This is a genomic window from Peribacillus sp. NPDC097675 (assembly GCF_050277655.1).
Classification (GTDB): Bacteria; Bacillota; Bacilli; order Bacillales; family DSM-1321; genus Peribacillus.
The window spans coordinates 194,153-216,728 of the sequence record NZ_JBNNSK010000003.1; the positions used below are offsets into that span (position 1 = coordinate 194,153).

The 22,576-nt window shown below is 39.8% G+C and carries 24 protein-coding genes, 3 riboswitches and 1 other annotated feature; of the genes, 11 read left to right on the forward strand and 13 right to left on the reverse strand.

The features are described 5' to 3' along the window. Window positions 1–22: 22 nt before the first annotated feature. Window positions 23–997 (forward strand): aldose 1-epimerase, encoded by a 975-nt coding sequence (locus ACQKL5_RS06395; protein ID WP_427607310.1) that lies wholly within the window; start codon window positions 23–25, stop codon window positions 995–997. A gap of 41 nt (window positions 998–1,038) precedes the next feature. On the opposite strand, the gene ACQKL5_RS06400 is transcribed toward ACQKL5_RS06395, so the two are convergent. Next, window positions 1,039–2,427 (reverse strand): amino acid permease, encoded by a 1,389-nt coding sequence (locus ACQKL5_RS06400; RefSeq protein WP_427607312.1) that lies wholly within the window; start codon window positions 2,425–2,427, stop codon window positions 1,039–1,041. 464 nt (window positions 2,428–2,891) lie between these two features. Here ACQKL5_RS06400 and ACQKL5_RS06405 point away from each other — a divergent pair, with 464 nt between their 5' ends. The 3 genes from ACQKL5_RS06405 to ACQKL5_RS06415 all read left to right on the forward strand — a co-directional run bounded on the left by ACQKL5_RS06405 (window position 2,892) and on the right by ACQKL5_RS06415 (window position 4,703). After that, a complete protein-coding gene (locus tag ACQKL5_RS06405) occupies window positions 2,892–3,059 on the forward strand; it encodes a DUF2292 domain-containing protein (RefSeq protein ID WP_427607314.1) in 168 nt (55 codons plus the stop codon). 173 nt (window positions 3,060–3,232) lie between these two features. Further along, window positions 3,233–4,021: a serine hydrolase gene (locus ACQKL5_RS06410; protein ID WP_427607316.1), complete on the forward strand. Its 789-nt coding sequence runs from the start codon at window positions 3,233–3,235 to the stop codon at window positions 4,019–4,021. Window positions 4,022–4,103: 82 nt separating this feature from the next. Continuing rightward, entirely contained in the window at window positions 4,104–4,703 is a 600-nt protein-coding gene (locus ACQKL5_RS06415; protein WP_427607318.1) for a YdcF family protein, read from the forward strand. Window positions 4,704–4,759: 56 nt separating this feature from the next. On the opposite strand, the gene ACQKL5_RS06420 is transcribed toward ACQKL5_RS06415, so the two are convergent. Then, a complete protein-coding gene (locus ACQKL5_RS06420) occupies window positions 4,760–5,020 on the reverse strand; it encodes a hypothetical protein (protein ID WP_427607319.1) in 261 nt (86 codons plus the stop codon). A gap of 310 nt (window positions 5,021–5,330) precedes the next feature. On the opposite strand from ACQKL5_RS06420, the gene cspC reads away from it, so the two are divergent. Then, on the forward strand, window positions 5,331–5,531 hold the full coding sequence (gene cspC, locus ACQKL5_RS06425; protein ID WP_010331195.1) for a cold shock protein CspC: 201 nt from the start codon (window positions 5,331–5,333) through the stop codon (window positions 5,529–5,531). Window positions 5,532–5,673: 142 nt separating this feature from the next. On the opposite strand, the gene ACQKL5_RS06430 is transcribed toward cspC, so the two are convergent. After that, complete coding sequence (locus ACQKL5_RS06430; protein WP_402968812.1) at window positions 5,674–5,841, reverse strand: hypothetical protein; 168 nt, start codon at window positions 5,839–5,841, stop codon at window positions 5,674–5,676. A gap of 271 nt (window positions 5,842–6,112) precedes the next feature. After that, window positions 6,113–6,343 (forward strand) — a binding site (T-box leader). 83 nt (window positions 6,344–6,426) lie between these two features. On the opposite strand from ACQKL5_RS06430, the gene ACQKL5_RS06435 reads away from it, so the two are divergent. Together ACQKL5_RS06435 and ACQKL5_RS06440 are read left to right on the forward strand one after the other, a co-directional pair. Beyond that, window positions 6,427–7,791 carry a sodium-dependent transporter gene (locus ACQKL5_RS06435; RefSeq protein ID WP_427607321.1) on the forward strand — a complete coding sequence of 455 codons (1,365 nt, stop codon included), beginning with the start codon at window positions 6,427–6,429 and terminating at the stop codon, window positions 7,789–7,791. Between the two features lie 350 nt (window positions 7,792–8,141). Continuing rightward, window positions 8,142–8,993, forward strand: a complete 852-nt coding sequence (locus ACQKL5_RS06440) for an aminoglycoside 6-adenylyltransferase (RefSeq protein ID WP_427607323.1) — start codon at window positions 8,142–8,144, stop codon at window positions 8,991–8,993. A 215-nt stretch (window positions 8,994–9,208) separates the two neighbouring features. Here the strand turns inward: ACQKL5_RS06440 and ACQKL5_RS06445 are convergent, their stop codons facing one another. The 3 genes from ACQKL5_RS06445 to ACQKL5_RS06455 all read right to left on the reverse strand — a co-directional run bounded on the left by ACQKL5_RS06445 (window position 9,209) and on the right by ACQKL5_RS06455 (window position 12,783). Next, window positions 9,209–10,441 carry an aminopeptidase gene (locus ACQKL5_RS06445; protein ID WP_427607325.1) on the reverse strand — a complete coding sequence of 411 codons (1,233 nt, stop codon included), beginning with the start codon at window positions 10,439–10,441 and terminating at the stop codon, window positions 9,209–9,211. Between the two features lie 151 nt (window positions 10,442–10,592). Further along, on the reverse strand, window positions 10,593–11,156 hold the full coding sequence (locus ACQKL5_RS06450; protein WP_427607327.1) for an FAD-dependent oxidoreductase: 564 nt from the start codon (window positions 11,154–11,156) through the stop codon (window positions 10,593–10,595). Between the two features lie 139 nt (window positions 11,157–11,295). Further along, window positions 11,296–12,783, reverse strand: coding sequence for an aldehyde dehydrogenase family protein (locus tag ACQKL5_RS06455; protein WP_427607328.1), 1,488 nt, complete (start codon window positions 12,781–12,783; stop codon window positions 11,296–11,298). A 280-nt stretch (window positions 12,784–13,063) separates the two neighbouring features. Between ACQKL5_RS06455 and ACQKL5_RS06460 the strand changes: the two genes are divergently transcribed. Then, window positions 13,064–14,269 (forward strand): MFS transporter, encoded by a 1,206-nt coding sequence (locus ACQKL5_RS06460; protein WP_427607329.1) that lies wholly within the window; start codon window positions 13,064–13,066, stop codon window positions 14,267–14,269. A gap of 38 nt (window positions 14,270–14,307) precedes the next feature. Here the strand turns inward: ACQKL5_RS06460 and thiE are convergent, their stop codons facing one another. The 5 genes from thiE to tenA are packed head-to-tail and all read right to left on the reverse strand — an operon-like array spanning window position 14,308 to window position 17,734. Further along, window positions 14,308–14,943, reverse strand: coding sequence for a thiamine phosphate synthase (thiE, locus tag ACQKL5_RS06465; RefSeq protein ID WP_427607330.1), 636 nt, complete (start codon window positions 14,941–14,943; stop codon window positions 14,308–14,310). After that, window positions 14,924–15,739 carry a hydroxyethylthiazole kinase gene (gene thiM / locus ACQKL5_RS06470; protein ID WP_427607331.1) on the reverse strand — a complete coding sequence of 272 codons (816 nt, stop codon included), beginning with the start codon at window positions 15,737–15,739 and terminating at the stop codon, window positions 14,924–14,926. Before thiM ends, thiE begins: the two co-directional genes overlap by 20 nt. Beyond that, window positions 15,736–16,542: a bifunctional hydroxymethylpyrimidine kinase/phosphomethylpyrimidine kinase gene (thiD, locus tag ACQKL5_RS06475; RefSeq protein WP_427607332.1), complete on the reverse strand. Its 807-nt coding sequence runs from the start codon at window positions 16,540–16,542 to the stop codon at window positions 15,736–15,738. Before thiD ends, thiM begins: the two co-directional genes overlap by 4 nt. Then, the gene (gene thiW, locus ACQKL5_RS06480; protein WP_427607333.1) at window positions 16,511–17,035 is read right to left on the reverse strand and encodes an energy coupling factor transporter S component ThiW; all 525 of its coding nucleotides are present in this window, start codon (window positions 17,033–17,035) and stop codon (window positions 16,511–16,513) included. The genes thiD and thiW overlap by 32 nt, the downstream gene beginning before the upstream one ends. Before the next feature lie 9 nt (window positions 17,036–17,044). Beyond that, a complete protein-coding gene (gene tenA / locus ACQKL5_RS06485; RefSeq protein WP_427607334.1) occupies window positions 17,045–17,734 on the reverse strand; it encodes a thiaminase II in 690 nt (229 codons plus the stop codon). Between the two features lie 106 nt (window positions 17,735–17,840). After that, window positions 17,841–17,931, reverse strand: a riboswitch (TPP riboswitch). A 68-nt stretch (window positions 17,932–17,999) separates the two neighbouring features. After that, a riboswitch (TPP riboswitch) is annotated at window positions 18,000–18,105 on the reverse strand. A 162-nt stretch (window positions 18,106–18,267) separates the two neighbouring features. Continuing rightward, a riboswitch (SAM riboswitch) is annotated at window positions 18,268–18,371 on the forward strand. Between the two features lie 167 nt (window positions 18,372–18,538). On the opposite strand from tenA, the gene ACQKL5_RS06490 reads away from it, so the two are divergent. Together ACQKL5_RS06490 and ACQKL5_RS06495 are read left to right on the forward strand one after the other, a co-directional pair. Further along, on the forward strand, window positions 18,539–18,727 hold the full coding sequence (locus ACQKL5_RS06490; RefSeq protein WP_427607335.1) for a Fur-regulated basic protein FbpA: 189 nt from the start codon (window positions 18,539–18,541) through the stop codon (window positions 18,725–18,727). A gap of 247 nt (window positions 18,728–18,974) precedes the next feature. Further along, window positions 18,975–19,154, forward strand: coding sequence for an aspartyl-phosphate phosphatase Spo0E family protein (locus ACQKL5_RS06495; RefSeq protein ID WP_427607336.1), 180 nt, complete (start codon window positions 18,975–18,977; stop codon window positions 19,152–19,154). Between the two features lie 51 nt (window positions 19,155–19,205). Here the strand turns inward: ACQKL5_RS06495 and ACQKL5_RS06500 are convergent, their stop codons facing one another. Beyond that, the gene (locus tag ACQKL5_RS06500; RefSeq protein ID WP_427607540.1) at window positions 19,206–19,712 is read right to left on the reverse strand and encodes an N-acetyltransferase family protein; all 507 of its coding nucleotides are present in this window, start codon (window positions 19,710–19,712) and stop codon (window positions 19,206–19,208) included. Between the two features lie 189 nt (window positions 19,713–19,901). Between ACQKL5_RS06500 and ACQKL5_RS06505 the strand changes: the two genes are divergently transcribed. Beyond that, entirely contained in the window at window positions 19,902–20,603 is a 702-nt protein-coding gene (locus ACQKL5_RS06505; protein ID WP_427607337.1) for a GDSL-type esterase/lipase family protein, read from the forward strand. 56 nt (window positions 20,604–20,659) lie between these two features. Here the strand turns inward: ACQKL5_RS06505 and ACQKL5_RS06510 are convergent, their stop codons facing one another. After that, window positions 20,660–22,507 (reverse strand): ABC transporter ATP-binding protein, encoded by a 1,848-nt coding sequence (locus ACQKL5_RS06510; protein WP_427607338.1) that lies wholly within the window; start codon window positions 22,505–22,507, stop codon window positions 20,660–20,662. Window positions 22,508–22,576: the final 69 nt, after the last annotated feature.

The window sequence follows — 22,576 nt, forward strand, 5'->3', positions numbered from 1 at the left end:
GAAGTTGAGAGGATGAGCGAGAATGAAAGACTATATAAAGGATAGTAAGTTTTTAAATGAAAATGCAATTGAATTTGGAAATGGAAGGATTGAAGCAATCCTTATTCCGGCTTTAGGCAGTAATCTTCTATCGTTGAAATCCAAGAAAAAAGGAATCGAGCTATTGAGGACCCCCAAGACTTTAGCTGATTACAATAAAGCACCCATTCTATACGGTATGCCAATCCTGTTTCCACCTAATCGTATTGAAGATGGGATATTTACATATAAAGAGACAACCTATACATTTCCGATAAATGAAGGGGAGAAACACAATCATATACACGGTTTTTTACATGATAAACCATGGAAGGTCCTTAAAAAAGAGGTGAGTGAGGAAGGGATTGTTATCATTACGGAGTTCTTGAGTAAGGATTTTCCTGACTTATATAAGTACTTCCCTCGAGATTTTAAAGTGAACATGACGTACTCCTTACTAGAAGAGGAAATGAATATCAAAATGGAAATCCACAACATGGGTAGTGAGTCTTTTCCATGGGGTGCCGGGTATCATACAATATTCAATTTTCCGCTTGTACCAGAAAGCACCTATTTGGATTGCCAGATAGATATGCCAGTAAATACACAGTGGGAGTTGAATGAGAGGTCACTGCCGACTGGGAAATTCACTAGGATGGATATGGGCGAAATTCAAAAGAGGCTAGTGGGAGAAGGGCGGAAATATGATGATATTTTTAGCCATGATGCGGTAAATAATTCTATAAATGAAGCAATTCTAACCGATACAAAAGCAGGTATGCAAGTTCGCTACCAAGCAGATCAATATTTTAAATACTGGGTACTCTTTAATAAAGCAGGGTTCTTGTGTCCTGAACCATACACATGGTTGACGAATGCTCCCAATTTAGATATACCAGCTGAAATAACAGGATTACAAGAGCTGCCACCGGGTGAAACCATACAACTAAACACCAAACTAACGGTAAAAGAAATATAGAAAAAAGCCCTGGCATAATCAAATGCCAGGGCCCTTAGTTGTTAAGCTCGCTTTCGCATCCACAATGGGTATAGAACGAAGCCGAGAACATATAAATAAATGCCTAACATGAATGTCCTCATGTCGGCTGTGCCTGTCTTAATGACCCATATGGAGTATACCAATGCCAGGGTGGTGATCACCCCGTCACGAATCCTGGAACCTTTCATGATATCGTATGTCTCACCAGTTAAGACTAATTTCAACTGATATAGAGTCGATACGAGATAGGGAACCAAATAGGCAAGAGTTGCTACGATCATGGAAAATTGATACGCAACTAAGATGGTGCCGGAAATAGTGGAGAACAAGAAAAGTTGCGTCATCAAATTGGTTATCGTCATGGAACGTACCGGCGTTCCATTTTTATTCGCTTTAGCAAAGTAAGCTGGGAAAATATCTGATTTTGCAGCTTGATATGGAACTTCCGAAGCGACGACGACCCAACCAATCGTTGAACCTAATAAGCAAATGACGGCAAGTGCGCCCATTAGATATGGACCACTAGAACCTGCCACGCTTTGTAAAGCATCGACCAGTGGTTTTTGGGATGTTCTCAATTCCTCTTGAGATAAAGCACCCATAGTTAAGAGGGTAATCCCGATATAAATGGCAACTGCGATAAGCAAGCCAATGATGGTTGCTTTTTTTACATCATTTTGTGATTTTGCACGATTGGAAAGCATAACGGCAGCCTCGATACCAATGAAGGCCCATAGTGTCGAAATAGCGGCATTATTGATTTGAGAGCCTAAAGAGAACGACGTCCCCGCTTCATTATAAAATTCCGCACCGTCTCCTAGGTTAGAAGAATCGAAGATGAAAATGGTAACGATAATGAAGAATAAGAATCCAATCACTTTAGTGATCGTTGCTATAAGATTTAGCTTACCTGCGCTATTGAAACTTCTCACTAAAATAAAATGAATGCCCCAAAGTGCCAAGCTACAAACTCCAAATGTTAATGCTTTACCGAGTTCGAGGTCGAATGATCCTGCTGTAAAGAGCACTTTCGAACTGTGCATGACTGGGAAAAATGTCGATAAATATCCGGCAAACGATATGATGACTGATGCTGTAGCAGCCCAGTTGGCAGCCCAATACCCCCAAGCCATGCTGTATCCTGCAAATCTTCCTTTTATAGGAGATTTAAATAGTGACTGTGCATAACTTTGTGGTCCAGCTTTCAATTCCGGTTTTCTCACAGCCAAGTTACCGAAGACGAGTGCAATTAAAAATACCCCTAAACCTGTGACAATCCACGCCATCGTGGCCCCTAATGGACTTGAAACCAGTGCCAATTGGGCGGGAAGCATGAAGATGCCACCCCCCACCATATTACCAACTACAAATGTAGTAAGGATCAGCAATCCCCATTTATTATTTTTCATATTTATAATCGAACCTTTCTAGGACAAAGATTGTAAGAATTCACGAAAAACTTATTCTAAAATAGTATATCTCAAACAGTTTAGTTTGGTAAAGTGTTAAATACTAGTCAGATAATTAAAAAAACGTATTGACAAATAATAATAGCTGATTTATATTGATAATACCAAGTTTATAGGTAAGAATAATAAAGTTTAATTAAAAAACAATTGGAGTCATCTTCGTTAGTTGAGTGAAGAGTTTTTTTATTTATTCTATAGAAGAATGACAAATAAATCTCATATTGCCGATTAGTCCACTAAAGGAACCTTACCGTCTGATTTTCAGATAAAAGGTATCTCATCTTTTGTAAAGGAGAGAATACCGCCAGTATTGATTTCTGAAGAAAATATGGGAGGAACCAATAATATTGTACGGTCTTCCTAGTATGGTTTTTCTTTATAAACATTATTTCACGGAGGCTAATATGGAAAATAAAGAGGAGTTAAAAATCAAACATATCATTTCGAGCTTGGAAGAACTGCAATATGGATCAATTATCATAACGGTCCATGATGGGGAAATTACACAGGTGGACACTACCGAAAAGAAACGTTTTCCATTAAAGAAAGGTAGGCCCATTAAAGCTAAATAATCATTAATCATAGCTGACAAAAGGAGCTTTCTCACGGAAGCTCTTTTTGATTTGGAACCATTTATACCTTTCGAGTTGTTACATTGAATTCAATATTGCACATTTAGAAGATAGGATTGCTTTTACATGGTAGAATTAGTAAAACAATTAAATTTAGAGGGGTAGGGGAAATCATGTCTTTACAGACCATAGAGAACGATATTTTGACTTTAGTAGACTCTTTCGATGGACGCATTGCTTATAAAATTGAAAATAGTGACGGCGAATCCATAGCCTATCATGAAGAAGAGTCTTTCCAATCTGCAAGTTTGATCAAGATTCCGATGATCATTGAAGGCTATCGTCAGAGCGAAGAAAAGAAAATTTACCTGAATCAGCCGGTAACGATTCCTCCAAATGAAGTAACGGGTGGTTCAGGTGTTCTACATGTGCTATCAAATAAAATTTTTTTAACTGTCGAAGATTTATTATCATTGATGATTACTGTATCTGATAATACGTCCACCAATATGATGATGACCTTGCTGGGACAAGATGAAATTAATCAGTGCATCAAGGACCTTGGCTTAAAACAGACAATTCTGCAACGGAGAATGCAGGATTTCAAGGCATTAAAAGAAGGCCGGGATAATACAATATCAGCAGCAGATACAGTAACTTGTCTAAAGGCAATACATACCGGGGACTTCTTAAAGCAGGAAAATCAAGAAAAAATCTTGCGCGTAATGGATAATCAGCAATTAAGGGATAAACTTCCTGCCAGAATGGGAAAAGGTGTGAAAGTGGCAAATAAAACGGGGGGGATCCGCGGTGTTGCTCATGATTGTGCAATCATTCGTTCGGAAGGGCAAACGGTATATGCTGCAGTACTGACAGAAGATGTGAAAACGGAAGAAGAAAGTCGTCAAATAATTAGTAGAATAGGCAAATTGATTTATGATGACATGGTGGCTGAAGTGTAACGTTCCGATGAATAAGAAAATCATCATACTAGCACATATATTTTATTGAAAAACATATAATTTGGACTGAAATAAGTAGAAAATGGACCAAAAGAAATGGAGCGGAAAGTTGAAAAAGATAAAAAAGTTCGGTGTATTGGGAGTAGTTATGCTACTTGCATATTTTGGAGTCCTGCATATAAAGATCGTGGAAAGTAGTCATCAGGCAATCCCGGAAGATGCTGGATACCTTATCGTTCTCGGAGCAAGAGTAAAGGGTTCCGTGCCATCTCTATCTTTACAATACCGGATTGATAAGGCTGCAGAATATTTGGAGGCGAATGGAAATACGGTAGCAATTGTTTCTGGAGGAAGAGGACCTGGAGAAGACATTTCTGAAGCTGAAGCAATGAAACAGGGATTAATCAAGCATGGAATTGATGAAGCAAGGATCATTTTGGAGGACCGGTCTACCTCGACCAAAGAAAATATTGCGTTCTCAAAAGGATTGATTCCGGATCCATCTTCTGTAGGATTGATTGTGTCCAATGATTTTCATCTATATCGAGCCATAAAAATGGCTGAAAACGAAGGCTTGGTAATGGCTGGAGTCCCTGCCAAGACACCAAAGGTCGTCTTGGTAAAATCCTATATTCGCGAATACTTAGCGATAACGAAATATTATTTGACTCAATTGCTTTGAAATTTTCAACAATATATACGAAATGCCCCTCATGAAAAAAGTGGGGCATTTCAACATTATTCTACTTCCACGACTATGTTAGGCACTTCCCAGAATTCACTTTCTTGATAAATTTGTTCGAGAGTTTTATAAATCGGGTATCCGATACAAGAAATCTCGACTTTCTCCTCACCATCAACTTCTTCTATATCTATATCATCAACAAAACCAAGTTGATCGTCAATTTCCATTAAATAAAAACCTAGCGCTTCATAATCGCTACTGGCAACAATCACCTTACCATCGAATCCTTTATTCGAAACTTTATAATACTTCATTATAGACCTCCTATGTTGTTTACTATGAATGGATGTATAAGAACTATCTTATTCTCTGATATACCCTTTATTAAAAATCCAAATCATATAATTGGAAAAAATATGAAATATGGAAAGCGAGTTATTTCGTCATAAATAGCGGATGATCCTGAATTATATTTTTGGAATATCAGCAGTTTAGTTGCTATTTATATCTTTTCATGATATTCTAATAAAGAATTGTTTTTGGTAATGAAAGAAGGTATTTATACTCTTCTTGAAAATCAAAAATAGTAATACAATGTGTGTTATGCACTAGGAGGCAACAAAAATGGAACAAGGTACAGTTAAATGGTTTAATGCAGAAAAAGGTTTTGGATTTATCGAACGTGAAAACGGAGACGACGTATTCGTACATTTCTCAGCTATCCAAAGCGAAGGTTTCAAATCTTTAGACGAAGGTCAAAAAGTAACTTTTGACGTTGAGCAAGGTGCTCGTGGAGCTCAAGCAGCTAACGTTCAAAAAGCTTAATTTTAAAACTAAATCGTAACCTATATAAACAGACTCCCCTAGGGAGTCTGTTTTTTGTCGTTACTCATATACAAAAACATACAAAAAAATCCCTACTCTGTTGAAGAGTAGGGAAATCACTGCATACAAAAAAAGTGAAAGCTTATGCTTTCTTTAGTTCTTCTTCAAAGAAAAATGTCGTTGGATGTTCTTTTACTGTATAAGAATATCTTTTCATGTTTTTCACATATGCCCATTTGCTAATGGTAACTAATTCATCGGTTTCTTGGATTGTTACTGTTTCACCACTATTGAACTTATTGCTTTTCAATTTATGCACCCTCTTTACTAATAGTATAACATATTTCACAATAAAAAATGTGTCCAAGATATTCCATAGAGGCATTAAGTGATGAGGACCACTCAAAATATTTAATATATTTAATTATGTATGATTGTATTCACTAGCGAAAATAAAAATGCAGGTGAAAGGTTTACTATTATACATACCAAATATCCAACGCTCAAATAAATTGCGGGAAAATAAAAAGGATTGACCTAAAGGCGAGGTCATACTATACTTTTGATAATTATTAATATTGGAATAAGCGACGAAAAGAACCCTTATTAAGCCGGTCTCCCTGTTATATAGAGAATCAGTGGTTGGTGGAAACTGATACAAAGACTTAGGTGAATTTCATTCTTGGAGCTTTTTTATACTGCATATGCATCAGCCAAAGTAGTGTAAAACGGATTAAACCGTTATTTTAACAAGTGGAAAATAAGAAATTATTTTCAATTAGGGTGGTACCGCGTGAAGCCACGTCCCTATCGTTACAGATAGAGACGTGGCTTTTTTGTCTTTTATTTTTTATTTTGTAGGGAACCTTATTAAAAATGGATTGGAAGGGTTAGCATGCAATCAACAGAGCAATGGTCATCTAAGATTGGTTTTATTTTATCCGCAGCAGGATCAGCTATCGGGGTCGGTGCCATATGGAAACTTCCGTATGTGACTGGGATGAGTGGGGGAGGAGCATTCTTTCTACTCTTTATTCTATTTTCTTTGTTTATGGGTTTCCCCTTATTATTGGCGGAGTTCATCATTGGCAGAAGTACACAAAAGGAAGCCATCAGTGCTTATCGAAGTTTAGCCCCAAATAGCAATTGGAATTGGATAGGAAAGTTAGGGGTGTTCACCTGTTTTCTTTTATTATCATTCTATAGCGTAATCGGTGGATGGATTGTTATTTACTTTGTCAAAGGTCTCTTTGGTGGAATAATCAGTGAGGGCGCTGAATATGGTGCTGTCTTTAACGAGACAATTGGTAATCCCATGTTGGCGATCGCCGCACAGTTTATCTTTTTGGCTATTACCGTTTTAGTTGTAGCAAAAGGGATTCAAAATGGCATTGAAAAGGTGAGCAAAATATTAATGCCTGCTTTATTCTTGTTATTTATCGTATTAATCATCCGTTCACTTACACTCGATCATGCGATGGAAGGCGTGAAATTCTTTCTTGCACCTGATTTCTCAAGCATGAACTCTCAAAGTGTCCTGTTTGCGATGGGGCAGGCCTTTTTCTCCTTAAGCGTCGGAGTGTCAGTGATGGTAACATATAGTTCGTACCTTTCCAAAAAAGAAAGCTTAATACAACCGGCCATTTCCATCGTTGCGATGAATTTATTAATTGCTCTATTAGCTGGCTTAGCCATATTCCCGGCCGTCTTTTCCCTAGGACTGGAACCGGCAGAAGGACCTGGTTTGTTGTTTGTTGTATTACCTGCTGTTTTTGATCAAATCGTTTTTGGAGAAGTTTTCTTATTGGGCTTCTTGGCCTTATTCTTATTTGCCACATTAACTTCGGCCTTTTCCATGTTGGAAATAATCGTGGCAGCCATCGTTAAAGGAAAAGAGGAAATGAGAACAAAATATGCCTATATCATCGGGATCTTAATCTTTGCAGTAGGCATTCCCTCTGCACTATCCTATAGTACCTTTTCTGATATCTTGATTTTCTCGAAGAACTTATTTGATTCAGCCGATTACCTAGTCAGCAATATATTAATGCCACTTGGCGTGCTTTTAATCTCGATCTTCGTATCATATAAAATCAAGAAAAGCACGTTGAGGGAAGAATTATTACAGCACTCCCGCTTAGGAGCTACTGCATTCAACATCTGGTTCTTTATCATGAGGTTCGTCATTCCACTCGTTATTATCATCGTATTTCTTGATGTTACTGGGATACTTGATAGGGTAGTGGGTTTGTTTAGTTAGTAAAATTGCAGGTTGTACGACTCAAAATCGTGTGTCTCACGGAGTACCGGTTCGACCCCGGCCACTGATATCATTAGATTAATTTCTGTCAAGATTAATTAACTGAGAAAGCTCTTAAATTCTTGATATAAAAGGATTTAGGGGCTTTTTTTTTTGTGCGCTTACTTAATGTATGGATCTCCTTTAAAGGCTATGTTAGAGGAAAAGGAAAATTTATTATAAAATGGCATCAAGACACCTATCCTACAGCTAATTAAATTAGTTTTAACTCAACTGGATATTTATGTTAAATTGATAGTGAACGGTAAAGGATTTTTCCATATATAGAAAACTCTAAAGAAGATAAGGAGTTGGTTAGTGTTAGTGGATTTAAAAGTAGACATTCAGAAAGAGATTTATTATTACCTAAACATCGTGATAATCTATTGGAAAGTGTATTAAAAGATTTAACATCGGATGCTAATGTTATAGCAATTTACCAGGCTGGTTCATTAGCTAGAGGAAACTTTGACAATTACTCAGATATTGATTTACACATTATTGTCACTCCTGAAAAGAAAGCCGAGTATATTAAGGACAAACATAATAGAGCAAGGAATTGGGGAGAAGTATTATTTTACGAAGACGTTAATCCTTATTCGCCTGTTGTAGTTACCCATTATGATTGTTTTATAAAAGTAGATAGCTGGTATCATACACCTGAAGAAGTTGTACCTTCTATATGGTTAAAAGGAACCAAGGTTCTCTACGACCCCAATAATAGTATTAGCACGGCCATAAAGGACTCATCATATGAAGTTTATAAACCCTCGTCGGATGAATTTGTTTTTTGGAGGGGAAAGCTACTAGCTTTTATACACGAAACTTACCGTGCAGTTATGCGGGAAGAAATATATTATGCTATCTCTAATTTGGACAGAGTACGATGGCTAGTTGTTTCTGGTTGGTATATGGAAATGGGAAAACATTTAGATGGTCCATATGGTGTCTGGTCAAAAATTGAGGGAAAAAGAAGTAAATTAAATGATTGGCAGTTATCACTTCTAGAAAATTGGAATTGTGGTCGTAATACGAATCAAATTATGAAAACGTTGATCGATATGGTCCCAGAAATTCTGAGACTGAATAAATACCTGAGTAAGCAAGTTAATATCGAAGAAAATGAAGAACATATCAAAAAAATCATAGAAATGGCATACTAATTTTTGTACGATAACGGGATAACTTATTTGTTCAACTAATGGGTACTTTAGTATAAAACAAACAACAAATACAGTGAGCTAGGAAATACATTTCCTAGCTCACTTTTATGTGCATTATAAATCAACCTTTACCTTTACCTTTAACTAGCACAAGTATAGCCACGTGCTTCCTAGTATACAGAAACACGTGGCTGAAATAGATATTTTGTTCTAACTTAAAACGCCCAATCCCCATTACGGAAGACAGGTTCTGAAGTGCCGTCAGGTTTGATGCCGTCGATGTCCATTTTATCCGAACCAATCATGAAATCGACGTGGGTTAGGCTTTCGTTCAGGCCGTTTTCCGCCAGTTCTTCAGGGCTCATGTTTTTTCCGCCTTCAAGACAGAATGCATAAGAGCTTCCGATTGCTAAATGGTTCGATGCATTTTCATCGAATAATGTATTGAAGAATAATACGTTTGATTGGGAAATGGGCGATTTGAATGGAACCAATGCCACTTCTCCTAGGTAGTGTGAGCCTTCATCCGTATCAACCAATTGTTTCAGTATTTCTTCGCCTTGTTCAGCCTTCACTTCTGTGATCCGGCCGTCCTTGAACGTCACGGAGAAGTTATTGATGATATTGCCGCCATAACTAAGCGGTTTTGTGCTTGAAACCGTTCCGTTTACGCCTGTTTTCAATGGGACCGTGAACACTTCTTCCGTTGGCATGTTTGCCATGAATTCGTGTCCTTGCTCATTGATGCTGCCAGCTCCGCACCAAAGGTGTTTTTCAGGCAATTCGATGGTTAAATCCGTGCCTGGTGCCGTGTAATGCAATTTTTGATAGTGCTTTTCATTTAGGTAATCCACTTTTTCATGAAGGGTGTCATCGTGTTTCTTCCACGCCTCTACAGGTTCTTGCACATCAACTCGTACAGCTTTGAAGATCGCTTCCCAAAGTGTATCGACGCGTTTTTCCTCAGCTACTTCAGGGAATACTTTATCAGCCCAAGCTTGTGAAGGGACTGCAACGATGGACCAGCTCACTTTATCGGACTGCATATATTGGCGCCATTTTTTCAGGGCGGTGCCAGATGCTTTCTGGAAGTTGGCGATCCGTTCAGGTTGAACGGATTTCAAAAGATCCGGACTAGAGGAGATGACGGATAGAAAAGCTGCGCCATTTTCAGCAAGTTCGATTGTTTCTTTTGCACGCCATTCTGGATACTCGTTGAACACTTCGGCAGGGGCCATTTCGTATTTTGTACGGCCGACAATATCATCGTTCCAATTGACGATGACATTGCGAGCACCGCTTTCATATGCCTTTTTAACAATAAGGCGAACCAGCTCTGCTCCTTCTAAGGTCGTGTTCAAGACGAGGGTTTGTCCCTCTTGAATATTGACGCCGACTTTAACGGCCAGTTCTGCATATTTTTCTAAATTCTTCTGAAATTCACTCATCATTAAAAACTTCCTTTCCATGATCTACATTCATCATTGTAGCGATAGTTTCTGAAAAAAGAAACTATTTAAACATATGTATGGTAAATAAACCAGATAGGCTAGTAAGTGAAGCCGAGTGCAGGGACTCAGCTTCAGTGAATACATCCTTTTACTTTTTCAATACATCATGGTCTACGTAGCGTTCCCCATTGATTTCACTGAGCAGGTTAATCGCAACCCTGGCTCCGTCACCGGCCGTGACGATGGTATGAACGCTCACGCCTGCACCGGCTCCAGCGGCCCAAATCCCGTCTACGGATGTTTTCCCTAATGAATTCACATCATACACCTTTTTAGTCCGCGGTTCGATTCCGTCCTTTGTCGCAACACCTGCTTCTTCAGCTAGATTGGTTATCATTCCAGTCGCGAGGATGATGTATTTAGCTTCAATAGGTCCGGCATCCGTTTCGATTGTATATCCCTGTTCGGTTTTTTCTATGCTTGTAACTTTCGTTTCGATATGTTCAGCACCGAATTTCTTTGCCTGTTGGATTCCAATATCGACCAATTCGGGTCCGGAGATTTCGGCCACGCCATAATGATTTTCCATCCATGCTTTTTTGGTGATACTTGCATTGCTATCGAGCATGACCGTCTTTTTTCCTGCCTTAGCGGTGAAAATAGCCGCACTTCCGCCAGCGGGCCCAGCACCGATGATTGCTATTTCATACATAGGTAAATTCCTCCTTTTCTATATCTCGATTTTAGCAAATGGGTAGAGGAAAAGACTATCAAAACGAATTGAGAATAATCGAAATAATGAAAACCATCGAATGAAAGAGAGGGCCCCGGGAGGCCCTCTCTTTCAAACATCATTTATCTAGGTTAATCCAGACGCTTTTTACTTCTGTGTAGTTTTCAAGAGCATAGGAGCCCATTTCCCGTCCGATTCCAGATTGCTTATACCCGCCGAAAGGAGAGGCGGCATCAAAGGCGTTATAACAATTTACCCAAACTGTACCTGCACGTAATTTCCCAGCTACATAATGTGCATTGGCCAGGTCGCTAGTCCACAAACCGGCAGCCAACCCATATTCACTTGCGTTCGCCCGGTTGATAACATCATCTAAGTCCTCATATGGCATGGCCGCAATTACAGGGCCGAAAATCTCTTCTTTGGCAATGGTCATTTCTTCTTCTACACCGGCAAATATCGTTGGTGAAACAAAATAACCTTCTTCACCTGGCTTGTTTCCTCCAACCAGCACTTCTGCACCTTCATTTTTGCCTTTTTCGATATAGCTTAGGACACGCTTTTGTTGTTCTTGGGAGACGAGTGGCCCAATTTGGGTGTTAGGGTCCAGTCCTGCTCCTTGTTTGATCTTTTTAGCATGGCTTGTCATATCAGCTACGACATTATCATAGTGTTTCTTTTGAATATAGACCCGGGAGCCGGCACAGCATACCTGTCCCTGATTAAACATGACGCCATTTAATGCGCCAGGTATGGCTTTCGAGAAGTCGGCATCTGGAAGGATGATGTTTGGAGATTTCCCTCCAAGTTCCAGTGTCACACGTTTCATGGAGTAGGAGGCAGAGCGCATGATCATTTTTCCTACTTCAGTGGACCCGGTGAAGGCGATTTTATCGACTTCGGGGTGATCGACAAGCGCTTGTCCAGCTGTTTCACCGAACCCAGGGACGATATTGACGACACCGTCAGGGAAGCCTGCTTCAGCGATTAGTTCGGCTAAATAAAGGGCCGACAATGGTGTTTGTTCAGCTGGTTTCAGTATGACTGTACAGCCAGTTGCAAGAGCGGCTCCTAACTTCCACATCGCCATGAGAAGAGGGAAATTCCAAGGGATGATTTGACCGACGACACCTACAGCTTCATGTTTCGTATAATTGAAGTAATTTCCGCTTACCGGAATGGTCTGTCCTACGATCTTAGTAGACCATCCAGCAAAATATCTCATATGATCAATGGCTAGGGGAATATCCGCATTCGTTGTCTCACTGATCGGCTTTCCGTTATCCAGTGTTTCTAATTGGGCTAACTCTGTTTTGTTTTCTTCCATTAAGTCCGCTAGTTTATACATTAGCCTGCTACGGTCAGAGGCACTCATCTTAGACCATGGGCCTTGATCGAACGCTTTTCGTGCTGCTTTTACAGCTAAGTCGATATCTTCTTTATCCGCTTCATATACATCTGCGAGTTTTTGTCCTGTGGCAGGGTTGGGAGTTGTGAAGGTCTTCTTTGAGGCACTTTCTACAAATTGTCCATTAATGAAGAGTTTCTTTGGACCTTTAAGGAATTTGTCGAGCTTTCCACTTACTTCTAATGCTAGATTGGTCATAGTTTCCCTCCTGAATATATTAAATATATTGGGTAAAACGAAATGACTAGGATGATAACGCTTTCATGTTCCAATGTTTATCATATGTTAAATAAGAAGAGTATTCAATCATTAGTGTTCGACATTTTTTTTATGTGGAAAAGGCCTGAAATCACCGTTTTTTTCTTAGGAGTAAAGAAAAGTGTCAAGACATGTGTAAAATGTATGGTAAACTTTAAAATTAATAGGTAGAATCAAATAGGAGACTATATTAAGAAGTATCAGATTTTAGGAGGATAATATGGAGAACAATGCAAAAGCGATATCACAGCGTAAATTGCTGGGAGTTGCTGGTCTTGGTTGGATGTTTGATGCACTGGATGTAGGGATGCTTTCATTTATCATCGTTGCATTGAAACAGGACTGGGATTTAACGAGCGAACAGGTCGGTTGGATTGGGAGTATCAATTCTATTGGGATGGCAGTTGGCGCCATACTTTTTGGAGCGATGGCAGACCGGGTTGGTAGAAAGAATGTCTTTATCATTACCTTATTATTATTTTCGATTTCGAGTGGTCTGTCGGCAGCGGTCAGTACGCTCAGCTTATTCTTGGTTTTGCGTTTCTTGATAGGGATGGGGCTTGGAGGAGAGCTTCCCGTTGCATCAACACTCGTATCTGAAAGCGTCGAAGCGAGTAAAAGGGGGCGTGTGGTCGTACTGCTTGAAAGTTTTTGGGCGGTCGGCTGGTTACTGGCTGCGCTCATTTCCTATTTCATCATTCCGGCGTACGGATGGCGTGTCGCATTGCTATTAAGTGCCATTCCCGCATTCTATGCTCTATATCTGCGTTTGAAATTACCCGATTCTCCTAAATATACGAAGCTTGAAAAGAAACAGAGACCGTCGGTGCTGGACAATATGAAAAATGTCTGGAAAAAGGGGTTTGCACGTCAGACACTTGTATTATGGATCCTATGGTTCTGCGTGGTCTTTTCTTATTATGGCATGTTTTTATGGTTACCGAGTGTCATGGTGATGAAGGGGTTCAGCATGATTCAAAGCTTTGAATATGTATTGATCATGACGTTGGCTCAGCTTCCTGGTTATTTCTCTGCAGCGTGGTTGATAGAGAAGATGGGGCGTAAATTCGTATTGATTACATATTTAATAGGTACGGCAGGTAGTGCGTTTTTCTTTGGCTCGGCTGAAGGGTTATCACTTTTGATCGTATCCGGAATGTTTCTGTCGTTTTTCAATTTAGGTGCATGGGGAGCCCTGTATGCGTATACACCCGAACAATATCCAACCGTGATACGTGGTACCGGAACGGGATTAGCGGCGGGAATCGGGCGTGTCGGTGGGATTTTGGGGCCATTGCTTGTCGGTTATTTAGTTGCAGGAGGTACGCCGATATCGACCATCTTCACCATCTTCACCATTGCCATTTTGATTGGTGCACTTGCTGTGGCATTTGGAAAAGAAACGAAGAATACAATTCTTTCATAATAGAAGGAGGATGACTCGTAAAGAGCATCCTCCTTCTATTAGTTAGTAAAGCTTTGTACAGCATTTGCAATGAATTTGGCTGCATCATGAGGATTCTTGGCCTGAATAATGGCAGAGACGACGGCCACCCCGGATATGCCACTTTCTGAAAGTGTGTGGATATTGTCCGCTGTAATCCCCCCGATTGCTACGGAAGGAATCGAAACATTACTACATATTTTCTCCAGTTCGCCTTCCGTCATTATCGTTGCATCTCGTTTCGTGTTGGTGGGAAAGATAGAGCCAACACCAATATAGTCGGCGCCATTTCGTTCAGCTTCAAGAGCTTCCTCCAATGTCGACACTGAAACCCCAATAATCATATCTTCAGGGACAAGGGCTTTTATAATAGGAAGAGGGAGGTCATCCTGTCCAACGTGAATTCCATCCGCTCCTACGGCAAGAGCTACATCTACCCGATCATTAATGATTAAGGGAATGGAAAGGTCGTTGAGAATCTGTTTTAACTGGGAAGCTTTTCGATAAAAAGTGAGGGAGGACGCTTTCTTCTCCCTAAGTTGGACGGCTGTGGCTCCACCTGCAACTGCCTCGACGATCTTATTGGTCATGTCCCCGAAATCTAACGTTTCTTCCGTTACTAAATAAACACTCAAATCAAAGGGCAACTTCTTCATGAATATTCACCTCGTTTTCCCATATGGACTTATCCATTTTTGAAATGGCATCAATTATCCTTGTTCTATATGTCCCGGTGCCTTCATTTTCTTTAAGGGTTTTTGCAGCAAGTTCTCCAGAGAGGCTCATTGTTGAAATTCCTGCAATAGCAGCAGAATAATGGTCCTCTGTGATTCCGCAGAAAGCTCCAATCAGGGCAGTTGCCATGCAGCCGGTCCCCGTTACTTTCGTTAAAAGGGGATATCCATTATCAATGATGGACGTACGTGACGGGTCACTGACAGCATCTTTGGCTCCACTTACGACGACAACGCTATTCAGTTTCCTCGCAGCAAGTAAGGCAAGTTCTGCGTTGCTGATTGACAATTCACCTGAATCGACCCCACGTGTTACGATATCGCCTCCCATTAGCCGATGGATCTCACTCGCATTACCTCGAATGACTTGAACAGTCACTTTACCGAGCAGTTCCATCGCTTTCTCTGTTCGATAAGGGGTCGAACCGACGCCTACAGGATCCATAATGACTGGTATATGAAGGTCGTTCGCTGTTTTGCCGGCAATCTCCATCGCTTCCAAGGACCTATCATCAATCGTTCCGAAATTTAGAACAAGTGCTTGTGCCAGCTTCACCATGTCGCCCACTTCTTTTGGGCTGGAAGTCATGATGGGAGAACCGCCAATTGCTAAGGTTGCATTGGCACAATCATTGACCGTGACAAAGTTGGTGAGCTGGTGGACGAGCGGTTTTTTCTTTCTAACTTGATCGAATAGACCTGAAATGGATGTTGTCATGTTAAATCACTCCAGTTCTCTTTGTGAAATTGATAGAAATGGTGAACAGGTCCGTGGCCCTTACCAAGTTCAAAGCTATTTCGTATAGCTTCCGAAATATAGACTTTCGCTTGTTCGATGGACATTCCTAAAGGAAGTCCTTTTGCAAGGTTGGATGTTATGGCAGAGGAAAGGGTGCAGCCAGTTCCATGTGTGTTTTTGGTATGTATGCGTTCGCCCTTGAACCAAGTGAATTCCTGCCCATCATATAAGAGGTCGTTGGGATTTCCTGCTGCATGCCCTCCTTTCAGTAATACCGCTTGCGGTCCCAGTTCAAGAATAGCGGTACATGCCTTATAAAAGTCTTGTTTCGTCCGGATTGAAAACCCGGTAAGGACTTCGGCTTCAGGTATATTGGGTGTAACAAGTGTAGCAAGTGGAAGTAAGTCGGTTCTCAACGATGAAATGGCCCCTTCATCCAGCAGATGGTGCCCGCTTTTGGATATCATGACAGGATCAAGGACGACGGTGGCAGTCTTGAATAACTTAAGTGAATTTGCAACGGTTTCGACGGTCTCCTTAGATCCAAGCATTCCTATTTTTACTGCATCGACATGAATGTCTTCAAAAATGGCCGCAATTTGATCGGTAATCATGGCTGAATCGATAGGTTGGACTGAGCGAACTTCCATGGTGTTTTGCGCCGTGACAGCTGTGATAACAGACATGCCATAAACCCCATGTGCCGAAAAAGTCTTTAAATCAGCTTGAATTCCGGCTCCACCCCCTGAGTCAGATCCCGCGATTGTTAGTGCTGTTTTCATATAATAACCTCCTCATATAATGATTTTTCAAGAGACCTTTCAATAAAAGAAGGGCTAAAAGTGACCCCATTAATGAACTAAGAAGAAAAGCTGGTACAAAACCAAAAAGCGCCGCCTTTTTTCCCAATAATAAGACAGCTATTGGATAACAGGCCAAAGAACCAAGAATGCCGGTCCCCAATATTTCACCTAAGCAGGCGAACCCCATCTTTTTTGTTTTCTGGTAAAGCACCGCGGCCAGGAGGGCACCAATCATGCTTCCCGGAAACGCAAAAATGGAACCAGTACCTGTCATGTTTCTGATAAGGGAAACCAAAAAGGCTTGTGTCACAGCAAAAAACGGTCCCAATATAACGGCTGTGATGACATTAACTACATGCTGAATAGGAAAGATCTTTGCATATCCAACCGGGACAAAAACGAACGAACTAGTTAAGGTAGTGATTGCCGTGAACATGCCAGTCAGCGTCATTTTCCGTAATAATTTGCTCATACTTAACATTCAAAGCGGCCAATCATGTTCGTTGTGAACCATATCCCAAAATAAATATTCATATCGGGAGGTCATTAAAAAGTGTTTCTCTAATTTATTTTGTTCTTTTTCAGGTAAACCTTCAGTCAGCTCATCTAAAAGCTTAGCTAACCATATATGGGATTCGGCGAATTCAGGAGATGAATACGATTCAATCCACTGGGCATAACGATTTGTCGGTAACGCTTTTCCGTTTTGTTCTTTTAATAGCAGACCAATCTCATAATAATCCCAAGCACATGGAAGCAAACAGGCGACAATGTCAGCCAGTGTCCCGTGATGTGCGGCATTTAGCATATAGCCTGTATAGGCAAGGGTAATGGGCGTGGGTTCGGTTTTTTCTAATTCTTCCGAGCTGATTCCGAACTCTTTGCAGTAGTTCCGATGCAAATTCATTTCTACATGGAGAGTCTCATTTAAAATACCTGCAAACTTGGCCATGGTTTCCATATCGTTAGCCTTGATAGCACCTAAAGCGAAAAGTTTGGAATACTCGATAAGATAGATATAATCCTGCTTCAAGTAATAGGCAAATTTACTTTCTGAAAGCGTTCCATCTCCAATTGCCTGAACAAAGGGATGTGTATGATTCCTTTTCCAGATTTCTTTTGCACGATTGTGAAGTCTCTCGCTGAAAGATTCTAATTGGGTATTCGTCATGGTTTTTTCCTCCTTGATTTCATTCACATACTTAGGAAGGCTTAGTGCTTATAAATGAAGAACAGCCGCTTTCAATTAGAAAGCGGCTGTTCTAGGAATGGACGGATCCCTTTACAACCTGCTTTCCTCCGCTGGTATGACCCAGATCAGGTACAAAGGGTTTGATTCTCAGCCTAATGGCTCCCCTAGCAGTCTGCTATTAAATTACATAAAAAACCCGTTCCTGAAAACGGAACGGGGTAGATGGATAAAGTCAAACGTACGAAGACGATATCATCCACTTTCCTCCGCCGGTATGAGCCGGGTCAGGTTCAAAGGGTCCGGAACAACATTCCATCTCAGTCTTTATAAAGACTCCCCTAGTGGTAATTCGTATGTGATTAGTGTCATCATAACAGATAAAAAGGAAAATGCAACCGAAAAGCCCGTTTTCTAAAAGAGTTTAATAGGTGAAAAGTATAAAAAATATTGAATGCAATTGACTTTTGGTTGTTATTGATATAAAATCATGTCGAAATCATTTATATATCATATTCTTATCCAGAGAGGTGGAGGGACTTGGCCCTAAGAAACCTCGGCAACAGGCCCATCGTGGTACTGTGCTTCTTCCAACAAGCGTATGCTTGGGAGATAAGAAGAGACGAACGGACCTCTGTCAACCTCTTCTTGGATTAGAAGGGGTTTTTATTTTTGTTAAATGATGTTTAAGGAAACTGCAAAAAAGGTATATATATTTTGGCTTAAGCGAAGCCTATAAGATTAAGCTTATTCAGAAGTATGAACCTAAGGAAAGGAGCCATTTATATGGCAGAGTTTTTCGAGAAAAAAGAACAGAGGAGAGCATTATTGATAGAAGAACTACTATCTAATGGTGTATATAAAACCTCTGATGAAAAGCATTTATATGATGCTCCATTAAAAGCTCTTGAGGATGAATATAGAATTATTATAGATAGAACAGGTAATGAGTCACCTCCAGAATGTATGACATAGCTAATATGTTACTATCATTAAATTAATAGCTAAAAGAAAAGAAGAAGCATTTGCTGCATGATAGAGCAAGTGCTTCTTCTTTTTATAAACTGACATAATTAGTACATAAATTGGTATGTGTATGGGTAAATTTTCACACATATACCTTGAAAAAACATATTTAAATCATAGAATATGATTGATTTTAACTAGTATTTTGATTATGATGAAAAGTGTAAAATACTTGAAAAAATGGGAAGTGATAATATTGCAGTATTCTCATATAACAGTGGATAAAATAGAAGAAAAGCGAAAAGAAATGATCAAGTTAGCAACGAATTATGGTTTTACAAGCAGACTTGCCGTTCAAGCAAGCCAAGAGTTGGATTCGTTGCTAAACGCTGTGACATCTGTAAAATACTTAGATCATGCACTTCCAAAAAATTAAATTGAATAAAGTTCTTCTAAAAACAAATCTAGTCCATTGCCTCTAAATGAGTCATGTAGTGACACGTTTACCAAGGATGACCAAATCGCGTTCCACTCCATCGAGTTCTGCCACTTTTGGTAAATGGGCCCACTTTTCAAAACCGAATTTAGAAAAAAGGTTAATGCTTGGTTTATTGTGAGCGAAAATGAATCCAAGAAGTGTCTTTACTCCTACATTTGGACTCACCTCTATAGCTTTTTGAATCGAAGTCTGTCCGATTCCCTTTCCACGAAAATCATCATCAAGATAAATGCTGATTTCAGCCGTAGAATCATATGCAGGTCTACCATAGAAAGATTGAAAGCTCATCCATCCAGCTGTTTTCCCTTCATAAGTAATTATATACAATGGACGTTTATGGATAGAATGTTCATCAAACCATTTCAAACGTGATTCTACTGTAATTGGTTCTGTATCTGCCGTAACCATCCTCGAAGCGATTGTGGAATTGTAAATATCCACGATTTTAGGCAAATCCTCTATTACTGCTTCCCTAAACTCTATATCCTCATTCATCATTTTGCTCCCATCCATATTTTTTAAGCTTTATTCCCCATTCACCAAGGTGCAATTAGGAAAGATTTCTCTTATCATACACTTTCACGAGTTTTTCTTACAATTGATTTGAAGGTTAGGCTAGTCCTCTTTTTGGGTATAAATTAAATTAAATACTTCCTAGCGAATACAAAAGGAGAAAGATCTTACATGAAAAAGATAGTTGGCTTATTATTTATTGTACTTGTTATATGTATAGTTGCCTACGCGTTTCAGGCAACGGATGCAAAAAACGATCAAAGAGTCATGGCTTTTGGAGATTCACTGACTTATGGTAAGGGAGATAAAGATGGGGAAGGGTATATAGATGACCTGAAACAGGAAACGAATGATGCAGATTCGGAAAAGAAAGTGCAATTCTGGAATTATGGGATAAAAGGTCAGGAAACGGACGGGGTCATTAAACAGCTTGAAGATACAGAAATTAACACGAAACTGGATAAGGCTGATACTTTTATCGTTTATATCGGAATAAACGATTTGATTAATAGTAATGGTGGAAATCTGAAAAAAATACATGATCACAAGATAAATGATGAAAAAAAAGAGTACGTCGAGCATTTAGATAAGATTCTTTCTTTACTTTTAGAGAAAAATAAGAAAGCAGATATCCTGGTGATAGGATTGTATAACCCTAATAAAGAGGATGTGAAATTGGAAAATCATATTAATAGCTATAACTCCTCCATCAAAGAAAGAGTGGATAAGGATAATCGATTAAAATATATTCCTACAAATGATTTATTCAAAAATAAAGAGAAAGCAGAGTACTTCAGTGACGAGATACATCCGAATGAAAAAGGCTACCAGCTTATCACGAATCGAATATTGGATAGGTACAATTTTAAATAAGAACCAAAAAAAAGGGGCATGGAAGACTATTTCCATGCCCCTTTTATGTTGAAGCCTTATGAGCGGATTGTTTTTTGCTCAGTGGCCATATATTTTTGATGAGGAGTAGCCTTGGGAAACTGTAAGTCATGGAGCTGTCTATATCGTCCATTATGTAGCAATAGGTGTTCATGCGTTCCTTTTTCCTGGATGATGCCTTTTTCAAGAACGACAATTTGATCTGCCTTTTGTATGGTTGATAATCGATGGGCAATGACGATGGATGTACGGTTTGCTAATAAGTTGGATAATGCTTCCTGTATTAGATGTTCGGACTCCGTGTCGAGTGATGCTGTCGCCTCATCCAGGATGATGATTTGAGGATTCTTCAAAAGGGCCCTGGCAATGGCAATGCGCTGCTTTTGGCCACCGGAAAGCTTGACCCCACGTTCTCCGATTTGTGAGTCATAGCCTTTCGGAAAGTCACTGATAAATTCATGGGCATTCGCCGCTTTAGTTGCTTCAATGATTTCCTCATCCGTTGCATCGAGTTTACCATAGATAATATTATCGCGAATGGAACCATTAAATAAAATGATATCCTGGGAAACTATCCCCATTTGACTTCGTAAAGACTTGAGGGAGAGATCACGAATATCATGGCCATCCACTTTGATGGTTCCTTGTTGGGGATCATAGAAACGGATCAAAAGGCTGGTAACCGTTGATTTTCCAGCCCCGGACGAGCCGACAAGGGCCGTTACCTTTCCTGCTTCTATTGTGAGATTAAAATTGCGGAGTACCGGAACTCCTTCATCATAAGCGAAATTAACAGCTTGAAACTCGATTTGTTTCGTGACCTCTAAAAGATCGATGGTTGTTTCCTTGTCTTTGATACCAGGTTGTGTCTCCATTATTTCTGTAATACGTTCAAATGCTGCAGCCGATTGCTGCACGATACTGATAACCCGACTGAAATTACGTACGGGACTTTGAAGAAGTCTTAGATAAGCGAGAAAAGCCACAATTAATCCAATCGTAAATTCTCCTTGCATGACTTGCCAGGCGCCAAATACAATCACTGCGACAAGACCTAGATTGTTCATCAAGTCTATGAGCGGGCCGAACATGGAGCGCAAGCGAACCGATTTGATGTTCGCTACCATATTTTCATGATTCCGGTCTGCAAATCGTTTCGATTCGAATTCTTCATTGGTGAAGGATTGTATGAGCCGCATACCTGAGAGTGAATCCTGCAATTGATTACTGACTTCGCCGGCAGAACTTTGCACGCTTCTAAAAGAGAGGCGAATCCGTTTACCAAACACACGTGTCATATAGAACATGATCGGAAATGTAAAAAGAAGAACCACGGTCAGCTTCCAATTGATGAAGAGCATATAAACTGCAACCGCAAAAAAAGTAACCGTATCTGTTATGACCTGGAGCATGCTTGATGAAATGAGCTGTTGAAGTAGATTCACATCATTCGTAAGTCGAGACATTAAATCACCGGTTCGGTTTTTATCAAAGAATTTCATATCTAACTTTTGGATATGATCATATAAGCCATTCCGTATATCCATGATTGCTTTTTGCCCCACTTTAGAGACGATATAGCTATTTGAGAAGTTTAGTAAAGCCAATAAAATGGCGGCAACAAGGATACCTGATCCTACCCAAATCAATGAGCCATATTCTTTGCCTGGAATAACCTCATCAATGGTATATTGCGTAAGTTGAGGTATGGAAAACTCGAGCAAAGAAATGAAGATCATGATGGATATAATCATACTTGAAAATTTCCATCGAGATGGAATACGATTGAATATTTGTTTGAGCATCATCCAAATGCTTCCCTTAGATGGTGTGGCATTCGTTGCACTACGTCCTTTATGACTGAATGGGATATGTCCCCCGCTCATTTTAATCACTCCTATGATGAATTGAAAGTTGATTTATAGACCTTTTATGACTATCATAGAGGTTTTTAA